The following is a 13,544-nucleotide window of genomic DNA, read 5'->3' on the forward strand; positions in this document are numbered from 1 at the left end:
TGTGGGTGACCCTCCGATCGCACCCGGCTTCGTAAGTCCGCCTATCGCGCCGGCGCCGTCGCCAGTCCCGTCGGTCGGGTGCGGGCGCCGTTTCGGCGGCGGGGCCTGGTGCCACGGTTTGCGAAGTACAGCGCTAAATCGGCGCCCAAGTAGCGCTCCGCCGCGTCAGCCGCTTCGCGGGCGCAGCGTTTGCCCATCAGTACGCACAGGGTGTAGCCGGTGCTCTCGAAGTTGTCCCGTGCCAGGCGGTCGGCGGGGGCGGCGAGCATCAGGCGTTCCCAGGCTCGGTACTGCTCCAGATGCCTGGCGACCTCGGCTTTGGCAGGCAGCAGCATCTCACTGGTCACCTTCCTCCTCGCGGGTGCGCACGGTTCACCTGGACGGTGCGCGAAGGCCGTGCACGGAGAGGCACCGACCGGTTACAGAGTCGAGGCCTTCACTCATGGTGCATGTGGCGCCACGGAACGTCCTGTTGTCTCTTCAACGACATACGGCGCTTGCGTCCGGCTGACGGCTCTCGTGTTGCACGAACGGAGTAGCACTCTCACCCTGGAGTGACTCAGGAGCGATCAGCGCTCACGCTTCGTGTTCGGGGCACGGCCCGCAAGGGCTGAGGGGGAGCGAGAGCTTCGCCGGTGAGGAGCCAACGACGATGAAGACCGTAGTGCCCTGCTACTACCACCTCGACGTGGAGGTCAGCCCGGAACGGGTCGAACAGGTCAGGCGCATTCTGGCCGCCCACCTCCGGTACTGGAACCTGGACGATCTCGTCGAGCCCGTCTGTGACTGCGCCGAGGTGCTGCTGCACACGATCGACGAGCACGCCGCGGACAAGAACACCACGATCGAGATGTGGTGGACCGGCCAGCATCTCATCACCGCCATCGCGGACAACGACGCGGACCTGCACGCGAAGTACGCCCAGCCGGGCTGCCTGGCCCATATCGCCGCCGTGAGCGACGGCTGGGGCTGCTGCGCCACGGGAACCGGCGGCAAGATCATCTGGTTCTCGCGCCGGGCCCGTGCCATCGAGCGCGCTCCGCTGGTTCCGATACGCCCGGCCCCCAGCCTGCGTACGGCACGCCCGATGCCCCGCGAGGCGCCGGTGCCCGCGCTGGCCGGTTCCGCGCCGACGAGTCTGCTCACGGCGGCGGCCGACGTCGGCGTACGGGATCCCGATGGCTCGCCGGGCGCGACCGTGCCGCGTACCTCGCTCTGAGCCCCGCCACTGCGAAAGCGCGCCCGCTCTTCGGTCAGCGGGCGCGGGGCACTCCGTACGCCCGCTCGATCCGCAGACGCAGCACGAGGCGGCGGTCGCGGACCATGGCGGCGCGGTAGTCGTCCCAGTCGGGGTGCTCGCCCAGGACGTCGCGGTAGAGCCGGATGAGTTCCTCGACCGTCTCGTCCTGCGGATCCGTCGCGACGGGGGAGAGGTCGGCGACGCCCTCGACGACGGTGTAGGCCCAGCGGTCGTCGCTGGTCACGTGGTACGACACCCGCGGATCCCGGCGCATGTTGCGCGTCTTGGCGCGGTCGTCCGTGATCGAGACGCGCACGGTCCGTTCGTCGGGGTAGTACGCGTGGTTGACGTTCGAGAGCTGCGGCCGACCGTCGCGTTTGAGGGTGACCAGCACTCCGCCGTCGTACTCGCCGAGCAGCTTGAGCAGGGCGTTCTGCTTCGTGTCGTGGGACATGCGTTGTTCAACGTCCAGGATCTGCCGGGGCATTCCGTTGCGATTTTTTCGCAGTCGGCGGCGGAATGTGAGGAACGCGCTCGGGCTACCGGGGTCCGCGGTCCTGTTCGGACGAGGCCGGCTCACCGGAACACGTTGTCGTCCTCCCAGGCGAAGGGCTCGATGGTCGGGCTGCGTCGCGCGGCTCTCGATGTCGCATACATCGCGTCGATCTCGGCCGCGAAGTGGTGCGCGATGGCGTCCCTGCGCAGCTTCATGGACGGGGTCATCAGCCCGGTCGCCGGGTCGATGGGCTCCGGGAGGATGCGGAACACCCGGATGGACTCAGAACGCGACACCGAGCTGTTGGCCGCCGCGATCGCGCGCCTGACCTCTTCCCGCAGGGCGTTCTGCTCCCGTACCTCCCGGTTCGACGCCTGGCCGCCCAGGGGCAGGGTCGCGCGCCAGTGGGCGAGGAATTCCGGGTCCAGGGTGATCAGGGCGCCCACGCAGGGGCGGTTGTCACCCACGACGACCGCCTGGTGGATGAGCGGATGGATCCGCAGACGCTCTTCGAGGGCTGCCGGGGCCACGCTCTTGCCGCCGCTCGTGATGATGATGTCCTTCTTGCGCCCGGTGATGGCCAGATACCCGTCCATGTCGATCCGGCCGATGTCCCCCGTGGCCAGCCAGCCACCGCGGAGCGCCTCCTGAGTGCCGGGCACGTCATTGATGTAACCCTGGAACACCGAGGGGCCGTGCACCAGGATCTCCCCGTCCTCGGCCACACGGACCTCCATGCCCGGCAGCGGGCGTCCGACGGTGCCGAACTTGTGCCGCCCGACAGGCTGCGCGGTCATCCCGCCACCCGTCTCGGTGAGCCCGTACCCGTCGTGGATGAAGATCCCGATTCCCGTGTAGAAGAGGGCGAGTTGGCGGTTCAGGGGCGAGCCGCCCGAGCATGCGCCGCAGACTCGTCCGCCCAGGGCGGCGCGCAGTTTCCGGTACACGGTCCTTTCGTAGAAGGCGTGTTGGGCACGCAGTTCGAGGCCGGGCCCGGAGCCCGTGCCCAGTTGCTGGCGCTCCACGGCGGCGGCGAATCGCCGTGCGACGCGGGCCGCGCGGTCGAACAGGGCGCCGTGGCCCGTCTGTTGGGCCTCGCGCAGGAAGTTCTTGTAGATCTTCTCGAAGACGAACGGGACACCGAACACGAAAGTGGGGCGAAAGGAGAGGAACGCCTCGGAAAGCGCCTCACCATTCATCTCGGACTCGTGCCCCAGCAGCAGCCCGCCGCGTACACAGATCCCTTGGATCATGAGGCCGTACACATGGGAGAAGGGTAGGAAGGCGAGGATGGCCGGCTGCCGGCCGGGCGGCGCCGTCGTGTGGGCCCAGCCGGCCAGCAGCGCGTCGCAGGGGCTGGCCAGATTGCGATGGCTCAGAGCGCAGCCTCGGGGGTGCCCCGTCGTGCCGGACGTGTACGCGATGACCGCGGTCGATCCGGGGACCACCATCCGGCGCATCGAGTCGACGGCCTCGCGCGGCACCGACCGGCCCAGTTCCACGAGCTGGGCGAGGGAACCGGCGTCCAACTGCCAGACGTGGCGCAACTGCGGCAGCTCGGCGCACGCCGAGCCGACCGTCATCAAGCCCTGCTCGTCCTCGACGATCACACCGGCACAGTTTGCGTCGCGCAGGATCCACGCGACCTGGTCGTGCGAGGAAGTCGGGTAGATCGGGACGATCTCGGCTCCCACCGCCCACAGTGCGTAGCTGAGCACGGTCCACTCGTAGCGCGTACGGGCCATGATGGCCACGCGGTGTCCCGGATACAGCCCCGACGCGATGAACCCCCTGGCAAGATCGACCACTTCATCCCGCAACTCGACCGCGGTCACCGGCGACCAGGTGGGGGGAGAGGATTCGGAACGGCGCGCGACCTGCGGCAGCAACGGTATGCGCTCCGCCGTGTCGAAGAGACTGTCGGCCAGTCCTCCCTGCATCAAGGGCTGAGCCGTTGACGGAACTTCGGACACATGCATGCGCCGCTCCAGCATTCTTCTCGCAGCGCCCTCGGGGATTGAGGCTTGGGGGGAACCGAGGGCTTCTGAAATCTAGTCCACGCCGACGACGGCCGTGTCCGGAACCGCCAAGTGACTTGATCTGACGTCTTATCAGGCCTGAAGGGGTGTTCCGTACGGAACGCCGGGCGGACGATACGCGCGGGGATGAGCAGTGCGGGGATGAGCAGTCTCGTACGGGACGGACGTAATCATGCGTATGCCGACGTTCATGGCGATCAGGCGCGCTGAACCGACCGCCGCCGCGCCCGGTCCCGGCGGCCCTGACGGCCCCGCCCCGGCATCCGCCGCGACCCCGCGGAGCCGTGTCGAGGTGCTGCGACGTCACCGGCGCTGGCTGCTACCACTCATCGTGGCCGTACTGCTGGCCCAGATGGCCGCCGCGATGATCACCACGGCCGTGCAGCAGACGCCGACCATCGACGAGCCCGTGTACGTGGGGACCGCCGAGGTCTACCTGGAACAGCGCGACCTGCGCTACAACACCGAACATCCGCCGCTCGGCAAGCTGATCATCGCGTCCGGACTGGCCTTCACCGATGTGCGCCTCGACCCCGGCTTCACCGGCGACCAGACCGCGCTGGGACGGCATGTGCTGTACGAAGCGGGCAACGATCCGTGGCGAGTGATGCTGTTCGCGCGACTCCCGGTGATCGCGCTGACCCTGCTGTTCGGCCTGGTCGTCTTCGCGTTCGCGCGCGATCTCGTCGGTGCGGTGGGCGGGGTGGCGGCACTCGCGCTGTACGCGTTCTCGCCCGACGTCATCGCGCACGGATCGCTGGCCACGCTCGACGTGCCCGCGGCCGGTTTCCTGCTGACCTCGGTGTGGCTGTTCTGGCGGGCGCGCGGCGCTCCGTTCCGCTACCTACCGCTGGCGGGCCTGGCTCTCGGCGCGGCGCTGGCGACCCGTATGAACACCCTGGCGGCGGTGCCGGTACTGCTGCTCCTGGCCGCCTGGTCGTTCTGGTCCGCCCGTCGCACACCCGGCCTCGACCCCGGCAGACGCGGGACGCTGCGGCTGATCGCGTACGGCGTCATGGCGGCGGCCGGTGTGGCGCTCGTCGCCGTCACAGTGGTGTGGGCCAGTTACCTGGTTGTCGACCCGCGGCCGCCCTGGACGACCCCCAGGAATGTGCCGGACATAGGCGGCAAGCGCGGCCTCGTCACCGACTGGCTGCCTGTGCCGGAGCCGTACCGGGACGGGATGCGCATCCAGTTCGGCATCGAGTACTCGACGCAGGGCGGCGGTTTCCTGTTCGGCCGGCGCTACTTCGGCTCGCTCTGGTACTACCTGCCGGCCGCGGTGCTGGTGAAGACACCGCTGGGCATGCTCGCGCTGTGGGCGGCGGGCGCCGTGGCCGTGTTGACGGCTCGCCGCCTGAGGCTCGCGGCGCCGTACCTGCTGCTGCTCCCGGCGGTGCTGATGGCCGTGCTCCTCGACGGGTCGCGCGGCTTCGGAGTCCGGTACGCCATCTTCCTGCCGATGTTCCTGGCCGTCGCCGCGGCCGGTGTACTCGTCCACCGCAGACGGTGGGTGTACGGGATGACGGCGGCGCTGGTCGTGTTCGTCGCGGTCAGTTCGCTGCGGACCTTTCCGTACTACCTGCCGTACTCCAATGAGGCGTTCGGCGGGACCGCGAAGACGCATCTGCATCTGCACGACTCGAACGTCGACTGGGGCCAGGACCTGGGACGGCTGGCCGACCACCTCCGGCGGCACTACGCGGACGAACGGGTTTGGCTCGCCTACAAGGGGAGCGGGGTGCCGTCGTACTACGGCATCGACGCCCGCGATCCCTTCAAGGCGAAGCCGGAGGATGTGCGAGGGCTGCTCGTCATCTCGAACTCGGCGGTTGCCAAGGCCGAGCCCGGGGGGCCGCTCGAGGCCTTGGCCGAATCCAGCAGGCCGATCGACCAGGTCGGCCACTCGATCACGATCTACCGCCGGGAGTGACGGGGGTACGGGGGGAGGGGGACGGCTGGGCGATCGCGGCGGGCTTGTTTCGCCCCCGCCGCCCCTACCCGTCCCATCCCAGGGCCAGCCCCGGACCCCGCTGGGGGCTGCGCCCACAGACCCCAGCGGGGCTGCGCCCCTGACCCCTCACGGGGCTCCGCCCCGGACCTCGGCCATGGGCTGTGCCCCTGGACCCGGTCGGGGACCCTTCGGGGCTTCGCCCCGGACCCCGTTCGGGGGCCAGCCCCCGGACCCCCGCTCCTCAAACTCCCCCAGCTACCGCTGGGGGTGCCCCAGAGGTGCCCCCAAGGGGCTGATTTTCAGCCCGTCCGGCGTTTGAGGACGAGGCCGTTCAGGCCGATGGGGTCCAGGGGCGGAGCCCCTGGTGGGGTAAGGGGCTCCGCCCCAGCGGGGTCGCAGGGGCGGAGCCCCTTGGTATGGGACGGGTAAGGGCGGCGGGGGCGAGGTCCCGCTGCCGGTGCTAGGCCGCGGAGGGCGTCGCCTGGGAGAGCTGCTGGATGACCTGGGTCAGGCCGGTGACCACCTCGGTGTCGTCGGAGGGGTGGGTCTCCGCGAAGCGGGTGACCGAGCCGGGGATGGACAGCTTGGCGTCCTCCAAGACCGAGGCGCCCGCGATACCCAGGGCCTTGCGGGCCTCATCCTGCGCCCACACGCCGCCGAACTGGCCGAAGGCGGTGCCGACCACGGCGACGGGCTTGCCGGAGAGCGCACCGGCGCCGTACGGACGGGACAGCCAGTCGATCGCGTTCTTCAGCACGGCGGGAATCGTGCCGTTGTACTCCGGCGAGAACAGCAGGAAGCCGTCGATCTGACCGGCCGCGGCACGCAGCCGGGCGGCGGCCTCGGGCACGCTGCCCTCGACGTCGATGTCCTCATTGTAGAACGGCACGTCGGCCAGGCCCTCGAAGAGCGTGATCTCGACGCCGGCGGGAGCGTGCTTGACGGCCGTCTCGGCGAGCTGGCGGTTGTGCGAACCAGCGCGGAGGCTGCCGACGAGCGCGAGGATGCGAACAGACATGGGGTGGAACTCCAGAAGAGAGAGGGCCGGAACAAGCGGACCGAGGTCCGTTGAATGTTGTATCACTTAACCGGACCGCGGTCCAGTTCTGTGCCAGGCTAACCGGACCGCGGTCCCCTTCTATTCCCGCGGCGGTAGGCTGAACGCATGACCGAGCCGCTCCCACTCCTTCCGACCCAGGCGGAACCACCCTCCGGACAGGTGGATCTCACCCTCACTCAGACCGAGGAGCAGCCCCGGCTGCGGGCCGACGCCGCACGCAACCGCACCCGCCTGCTGGAAGTGGCCGCCGAACTCGCCGCCGAGCGCGGGATCGGAAACGTGAGCATGGAGGCCGTCGCCACCGCCGCCAAGGTCGGCAAGGGAACCGTCTTCCGGCGGTTCGGCGACCGCGCCGGGCTCATGCTTGCCCTCCTGGACCACCACGAGCAGCAACTCCAGTCCGCCTTCCTCATGGGTCCGCCCCCGCTGGGTCCTGACGCGCCCGCCGCCGAGCGCCTGCGCGCCTTCGGCCCCGCCGTCCTCCGCCACGAACGCGCTCACCGCGACCTCTACGTGGCCGCCCACGCGGACCTGGCTCGCCATTACCTCAGCCCGGCGAACCACCTCAGGCTCGGCCATCTCGCGTTACTGCTACGGCAGTTGAAAGCCCCCGGCGACATCGAACTCATCGCGCACACACTGCTCGGCTACCTCTCCACCCTCCTCGCCGACCACCTGCTCACCGAGCGAGGGATGTCCATGGAGCGACTGGAGGCCGGCTGGTACGACCTCGTCGAGCGCCTGGGAGCGACCGAGTAGCGGACCCTGTACGAACGCCGCGCAGCGGCCACCGTAAGATTTCGGCCACGGGCGGCAACCTTTGTGCGGCTGGTGGCGACCGAGGGGTGCGGGACCAACTCGAAACTGCACTCCCTCGAAGGACAGCAACGACGTGGGTAAGAGAGCAGCCCATCGCGGGCCGCGGCGAAAGCAGTCGAAGCGCCGAAGAAACGCGCTGATCATCGCGCTGGCAGCGACCCTGACCTGCGGCGCGATCGTCGGCGGGGTACTCATGTCGGACTCCGAGTCCGGACCCGACGCGGTGTCCGACGTGGCTCCTACGCCCTCGGTATCGCCGTCGTCCGCGTCTTCTTCGGCTTCGGCGTCGCCCTCGGCATCCCCGTCCGCCTCTGCCTCGCCGTCGGCGTCGCGGAGCAAGGCCGCCGCCCCCAAGGCCTCGGCGACCCGACCCCGTACGCCCTCCCAGGGCGCCGCCCTCGGCGCGTGGCCGAATGCCCCGGCGGGTGAGTCGGTGTCCGCCACCATCGAGGTCTCGGGCAGTTACGACGGCGGTTTGAAGCGCTACTCCGGTTCGGGCGCACTGGGCGGCGGTGGCCAGGACGAGGACCAGGACGCCCTGTTCGAGCTGGCCGACGGCGCCGTGCTGAAGAACGTCATCCTGGGAGCCCCGGCCGCCGACGGCATTCACTGCCTGGGCAGTTGCACCCTGCAGAACGTGTGGTGGGAGGACGTCGGCGAGGACGCCGCCACCTTCAAGGGCACGTCGGCCTCGGCCACGTACACCATCGTCGGCGGCGGCGCGAGGTACGCCGACGACAAGGTCTTCCAGCACAACGGCGCCGGCACCGTGACGATCAAGAACTTCCAGGTCGAGGACTTCGGCAAGCTCTACCGGTCCTGCGGCAACTGCGACACCCAGTACGAGCGCCATGTCGTCGTCAGCAATGTGAAGGCGACCAACGGCGGCGAGTCGCTGGTCGGCGTCAACGCCAACTACGGCGACACCGCCGAGCTCTCCGGAATCACCATCGTCGGCGGGGAGATAGACATCTGCGAACGCTTCCAGGGCAACGAATCCGGCGACGAACCGACGAAACTCGGCAGCGGCGCCGACGGCACCCACTGCCGCTACAGCGCTTCGAGCATCAAGTACCAGTGATCAGAGGAGCGAGCGGCATCGCAGGGCGGTGTCATCCACCCTGGCTGCGATCGGCATCGGTGAGAACCGCGTGGATGACGCGTCGTGCGATGGTCGCCATGACCGGATTCGTCTCCCGGTAGTAGCGCAGTTCGTCAAGCGCGATCGACAGAGCCCAGCCGCGGCCCCGCTGCCAGGCGGCGTCGTCGCGCTCCAGAGCGGAGCGGAAGACGGCGCGTGCTTGGGCGGGGAGCACGTACCAGGCCGCGATCAGATCGACGGCCGGATCGCCCAGGCCCAGGCAGCCGAAATCGATCACGGCGCTGAGCTGCCCGTCGGTGATCAGTACGTTCCCCGGTTGCAGGTCCGCGTGGATCCAGACCGGCGGACCGGGCCACGCGGGGGCGTTCAGAGCCGCTTCCCATACGGCGGCCGCCGCGTCGGCGTCGACGACTTCGCGCAGTTCCCCGATCGCGGCACGCGTCGTCGTGTCCCGCGCGGCCAGGGACTCGCTTCGGTACGAGGCAGGCCCGCCCTCGGGATCGATCCGGCGCAACGCGGACACGAACTCGGCCAGATCCTTGGCGACTTGGCTGGGATCCGCGATACGCCCGTCTACCGGAGTCTCGCCGTCCAGCCACCGGTAGACGGCCCACGGCCAGGGAAAGTCCCCGTCGGGCACGCTCTTGACCAGCGGTACCGGAACGGCGACCGGAAGCGAGGGGGCGAGCCGGGGCAGCCACCGGTGCTCCTTCTCCACATCGCCCGCCGCGCCTTCGATACGGGGCAGTCGTACGGCCATGTCCTCGCCGAGCCGGAACATGGCGTTGGCCGTACCGGCGGACTCGACCCGGGCGACCGGAAGATCCGCCCACCGCGGAAACTGCGCCGCGATCAGCCGACGTACGAGAGATGTGTCGATGGCGTCTGTGCCGATCCCGGCGCCCATGTGCACCTTCCTGGAGTGTGGCTGTGGTCGGCCGCCATACGAACCGTCCGGCCCTTCACCCGTCAACCGATTTCCGTACGCTGGAGACATGGGCGGCGGCGTCGTGACGCTGTTCCTCTGCGGCGATGTGATGCTTGGGCGCGGCGTCGACCAGATCCTTCCGCATCGGGGTGACCCGACACTGCGCGAAGGCTACGTCCGCGACGCCCGCTCCTACGTCGAGTCCGCCGAGGCCGTGAACGGCCCGATCCCCGCGCCGGTCGAGCCCTCCTGGCCCTGGGGCGAAGCGCTCCGGGTGCTGGAGGAGGCCGCCCCGGACGCCAGGATCGTGAACCTGGAGACGGCCGTCACCCGCAGCGACACCTTCGAGCCGGGCAAGGAGATCCACTACCGGATGCACCCGGCCAATATGCCCGCCCTGGCCGTGGCACGGCCCGACGTCTGCGTCCTGGCCAACAACCATGTGCTGGACTTCGGCCACCTCGGTCTCGAGGAGACGCTTCATTCGCTGTACCGGGCAGGTCTGCGGGCGGTCGGCGCGGGGCGCAACGCCGACGAGGCGCACGCGCCCGCGACGGTCACCGTCAGCCGCACGGCACGTGTGCTGGTGTTCGCCCTCGGGATGGAGTCCAGCGGCATCCCGCCGAGCTGGGCGGCCACCGAGTACGTGCCCGGTGTCGCCCATGTCGTCGAGCCGTCGGCCGCCGCTGCCGCCGAGACGGTCCGGCGGGTACGGCAGGAGAAGCTGCCCGGTGACATCACGGTCGCCTCCGTGCACTGGGGCTCCAACTGGGGTTACCGCATCCCCCGGGAGCACATCCGCTTCGCACGCGCTTTGGTGGACGGCGGCGTCGACGTCGTCCACGGGCACTCCTCGCACCATCCCCGCACCATCGAGGTGTACCGCGACCGGCTGATCCTCTACGGCTGCGGCGACTTCATCGACGACTACGAGGGCATCTCGGGCTACGAGCAGTACCGCGACGACCTCCGGCTCGCCTACTTCGTCTCCGTGGAGGCGGACAGCGGACGGCTGGCCGGACTGCGCATCGTGCCGCTGCGGGTCCGGCGGATGCGGCTGGAGCCCGTGACGGACGAGGACCGGGACTGGCTGCGCTCCACCCTCGACCGGGTCAGCGACTCCATCCACCTCACCCTGGAGGCAGACGGTGCGCTCACCCTCGTACACCCGGCTGCCGCGCACGGGACGACGCGGACGGAGCACGGCCGATGAACCACCTGCTGCGGCTGACCCTCCTCGGCGTGGGCGCGATGAACTCGCCGCGGTTCGCCCCGGCCGGTCTGCTGCTGCGCTGCCCAGGGCATCGGGTGGCTTTCGACGGTGGGCCCGGGGCCGAGCCACCGCCCGGACGGCTCGACGCCTGGCTCGTCACCGACGAGCAGGCGGAACTGCGCTCCGAACTGCGACGGCGAGCGGTCGGCCGGGGCGTATCGGTGCGGGCCGGTGACCTGGAACTCGATGGTGTACGGGTCCGCTGCTGCCCGGTGGCGCATACCTCGCATCCCGCGTACGGCTATCGCATCGAGGCGGGCGCACTGGTGGTGGCCTGGGCCCCGGAGTTCTGGGAGTTCCCACGCTGGGCACAGCGGGCGGACCTGATGTTCGCGGAGGCCGCCGGCTGGGACCGGCCGATACGGTTCCGGGGTGGCGTGGGCGGCCATATGTGCGTAAGGAACGTCAGCGAGCAGGCGGTGCGGTACGGGGTGCGGCGACTGGTGTACGCGCATATCGGGCGGCCCACGCTGCGGGCGATCGACGCCGGGTTGAAGCCTCCGGCCGGTGAATGGGGCGTCGAAGGGCGGACCTACACCCTTCGGTGGGAGGACGCATCGCGGTGGGACGAGCGTGCCGCCGTCGCCCGCGGCAGCGCGAGCCCGCGGCGGGGCCGGTGACACGACGCTCAGCCGCCACCCTCGTCGTACGGGTCGCGCGGGGCCGGGACCGGTGTGGCTTTGGTGACCTTGATGAAGGGGATGACACCGTCGTTGACCGGGTCTTTGGTGCGTTTGCCGGTGTAGGTGCCGGTGACTTCGAGCCAGGTGTCGGGCTGCAGGACGGGCGGGGTCTTTCCGGCCAGTCCGACCTTGACGGGCTGGCCGTCGGCGGCGCAGCAGTTGAGCGCCATGCGGACCAGGTACGGCGTACCGCCCCGGTCCAGGGCGACAAATCCGGTGATCTTGACCTGTCGGTCGCGGATGGAGCGTCCCTCGTCGTAGGCCGCGCGGCCCGCGTAGTCGACCAGGCTCATCCGTACCGGGTCGCCCGCCGGAAGGTCGGCGAAGCCCCACGGTTTCTGCAAGGCGGTGCCGGTGCGCATGGCGCTGTAGGAGCCGAGCGCGGGCGGGGCGACCAGGATGAGCGCGAGGATGGGCAGGGCGAGGAGCCAGGCAATGCGCGGTTCGCGGTGGGCGTGACCGTGCCCGTCATCGTGCTCGGACTCGCGCTCTGCGGCCTGCCCCTTGACCACGCGCGGCCGCCGCAGCTCGTACCAGACGGTGGCGACGGCCGCGACGATCAGGACGACGCCGGCCACCAGCAGCAGCGGACGCAGCCCGGCCTTCACGTACCGCAGGTAGAGATCGGTGAAGCTCGCGTGCAGCAGTGCCCCGCCGATGAGGAACAGCACCGCTGCCTGTGCCTGCCGGCTCACAGCAGCACCGCCCCGACCAGGACCGACACCAGCACGCCCAGGGCGAAGGTCACGGGGGCGAACCGCAGCGCGAAGCCACGGCCGAACGTGCCGACCTGCATGGCGAACAGTTTCAGGTCGATCATCGGCCCGACCACGAGGAACGTCAGCCGGGCGGTGAGCGAGAACTGCGACAGGGACGCGGCCACGAATGCGTCCGCCTCCGAGCAGATCGACAACAGCACCGCGAGGACCGCCAGGGCGAGGACCGCGAGAACGGGGTTGTCGGCCGTGGCCTGCAGCCAGCTCGCCGGCACCACGGCCTTCAGCGTGGCCGCGGCCATCGCGCCGACGACGAGGAAACCGCCCGCGTGCATCACGTCATGCCGTACGGACCCCCAGAACGCCGCCCCCTTGCCCAGGCCCTCCGACTCGGGGCGGGCCGGCGGACGCAGCCAGTCCGCACGACCGAGCCGCTGCCACAGCCAGCCCATGGCACACGCCACCAGCAGACTCGCCACGAACCGTGCGAGGACCATCTCCGGCTTGCCGGGAAACGCGACGGCGGTGGCGGTCAGCACGATCGGGTTGATCGCCGGAGCGGACAGCAGGAACGTGAACGCCGCCGCGGGCGCGACGCCCCGGCGCACCAACGCCCCGGCCACCGGCACGGAAGCGCACTCACAGCCGGGCAGCACCGCTCCGCCCATCCCGGCGACCGGCACCGCCAGGGCGGGCCGTTTCGGCAGTGCGCGGGCGAAGAACGACGCCGGGACGAACACCGCGATGACCGCCGACAGCAGGACGCCGAGCACGAGGAACGGCAGGGCCTGGACCATCACCGCGACGAACACCGTCATCCAGCTCTGCATCACCGGAGTCGACACGGCCTCGCGGATCGGCCCCTGCAGCGCCACCACCACGAGCAAAAGCATGATCAGGACGAGCGACGAGTCGACCCGCGACCCCCGCGGCTCGTCCCCATCGCGCCGATCGCCCCGGGGCGGGGCCTCCTTGGTGAGGGTCACGGGTGGGATACCTCCAGCGTGGAGGGGCTTCGCGGGCGGATTTCCCTCCACCTTCCATACGCCGATTCAGGCTCGGTTGCTCAACTTGTGCGCCCCAACCTACGTGTGCGGTACGTCTCCACACGAGGCGACCGGTGTTATGGCCATCCAACCGGGGCCTGTGGCTACACTCGCCCACCATGTGCGAGGCCACCCCCACCAGTCAGCGGAAGAAACCGTCCAGCCGCCCACCCCGTGCGGAGAGAGGA

General features: G+C 70.0%; 13 protein-coding genes. 6 read left to right on the forward strand and 7 right to left on the reverse strand.

From position 1 onward, the window contains the following. Positions 1-41: 41 nt before the first annotated feature. Positions 42-335, reverse strand: a complete 294-nt coding sequence (locus OHT21_RS43770) for a DUF5133 domain-containing protein (RefSeq protein WP_328774449.1) — start codon at positions 333-335, stop codon at positions 42-44. 317 nt (positions 336-652) lie between these two features. On the opposite strand from OHT21_RS43770, the gene OHT21_RS43775 reads away from it, so the two are divergent. Continuing rightward, positions 653-1,219, forward strand: coding sequence for a pep a2 (locus OHT21_RS43775; RefSeq protein ID WP_328773811.1), 567 nt, complete (start codon positions 653-655; stop codon positions 1,217-1,219). A gap of 34 nt (positions 1,220-1,253) precedes the next feature. On the opposite strand, the gene OHT21_RS43780 is transcribed toward OHT21_RS43775, so the two are convergent. Both OHT21_RS43780 and OHT21_RS43785 read right to left on the reverse strand, forming a co-directional pair. Continuing rightward, entirely contained in the window at positions 1,254-1,694 is a 441-nt protein-coding gene (locus tag OHT21_RS43780; RefSeq protein ID WP_328773812.1) for a PPOX class F420-dependent oxidoreductase, read from the reverse strand. A gap of 122 nt (positions 1,695-1,816) precedes the next feature. Further along, positions 1,817-3,715, reverse strand: a complete 1,899-nt coding sequence (locus tag OHT21_RS43785; protein WP_328773813.1) for an AMP-dependent synthetase/ligase — start codon at positions 3,713-3,715, stop codon at positions 1,817-1,819. Between the two features lie 238 nt (positions 3,716-3,953). Here OHT21_RS43785 and OHT21_RS43790 point away from each other — a divergent pair, with 238 nt between their 5' ends. After that, positions 3,954-5,708 (forward strand): phospholipid carrier-dependent glycosyltransferase, encoded by a 1,755-nt coding sequence (locus tag OHT21_RS43790; protein ID WP_443050704.1) that lies wholly within the window; start codon positions 3,954-3,956, stop codon positions 5,706-5,708. A 481-nt stretch (positions 5,709-6,189) separates the two neighbouring features. Here OHT21_RS43790 and OHT21_RS43795 read toward each other — a convergent pair whose 3' ends face one another. Continuing rightward, positions 6,190-6,747, reverse strand: a complete 558-nt coding sequence (locus OHT21_RS43795) for an NAD(P)H-dependent oxidoreductase (protein WP_328773815.1) — start codon at positions 6,745-6,747, stop codon at positions 6,190-6,192. 147 nt (positions 6,748-6,894) lie between these two features. Here OHT21_RS43795 and OHT21_RS43800 point away from each other — a divergent pair, with 147 nt between their 5' ends. Continuing rightward, the gene (locus OHT21_RS43800; RefSeq protein ID WP_328773816.1) at positions 6,895-7,548 is read left to right on the forward strand and encodes a TetR/AcrR family transcriptional regulator; all 654 of its coding nucleotides are present in this window, start codon (positions 6,895-6,897) and stop codon (positions 7,546-7,548) included. Between the two features lie 133 nt (positions 7,549-7,681). Then, positions 7,682-8,689, forward strand: coding sequence for a pectate lyase (locus OHT21_RS43805; RefSeq protein WP_328773817.1), 1,008 nt, complete (start codon positions 7,682-7,684; stop codon positions 8,687-8,689). A 31-nt stretch (positions 8,690-8,720) separates the two neighbouring features. Here the strand turns inward: OHT21_RS43805 and OHT21_RS43810 are convergent, their stop codons facing one another. Continuing rightward, positions 8,721-9,617 carry an aminoglycoside phosphotransferase family protein gene (locus OHT21_RS43810; RefSeq protein ID WP_328773818.1) on the reverse strand — a complete coding sequence of 299 codons (897 nt, stop codon included), beginning with the start codon at positions 9,615-9,617 and terminating at the stop codon, positions 8,721-8,723. A gap of 88 nt (positions 9,618-9,705) precedes the next feature. Between OHT21_RS43810 and OHT21_RS43815 the strand changes: the two genes are divergently transcribed. Beyond that, on the forward strand, positions 9,706-10,851 hold the full coding sequence (locus tag OHT21_RS43815) for a CapA family protein (RefSeq protein WP_328773819.1): 1,146 nt from the start codon (positions 9,706-9,708) through the stop codon (positions 10,849-10,851). Next, positions 10,848-11,531 (forward strand): MBL fold metallo-hydrolase, encoded by a 684-nt coding sequence (locus OHT21_RS43820; protein ID WP_328773820.1) that lies wholly within the window; start codon positions 10,848-10,850, stop codon positions 11,529-11,531. The genes OHT21_RS43815 and OHT21_RS43820 overlap by 4 nt, the downstream gene beginning before the upstream one ends. An 8-nt stretch (positions 11,532-11,539) precedes the next feature. On the opposite strand, the gene OHT21_RS43825 is transcribed toward OHT21_RS43820, so the two are convergent. Both OHT21_RS43825 and OHT21_RS43830 read right to left on the reverse strand, forming a co-directional pair. Beyond that, complete coding sequence (locus tag OHT21_RS43825; protein WP_328773821.1) at positions 11,540-12,289, reverse strand: TIGR03943 family putative permease subunit; 750 nt, start codon at positions 12,287-12,289, stop codon at positions 11,540-11,542. Further along, positions 12,286-13,296, reverse strand: coding sequence for a permease (locus OHT21_RS43830; protein WP_328773822.1), 1,011 nt, complete (start codon positions 13,294-13,296; stop codon positions 12,286-12,288). The genes OHT21_RS43825 and OHT21_RS43830 overlap by 4 nt, the downstream gene beginning before the upstream one ends. Positions 13,297-13,544 lie beyond the last annotated feature (248 nt).

The organism is Streptomyces sp. NBC_00286 (assembly GCF_036173125.1).
In the GTDB taxonomy this organism is placed as follows: Bacteria; Actinomycetota; Actinomycetes; order Streptomycetales; family Streptomycetaceae; genus Streptomyces.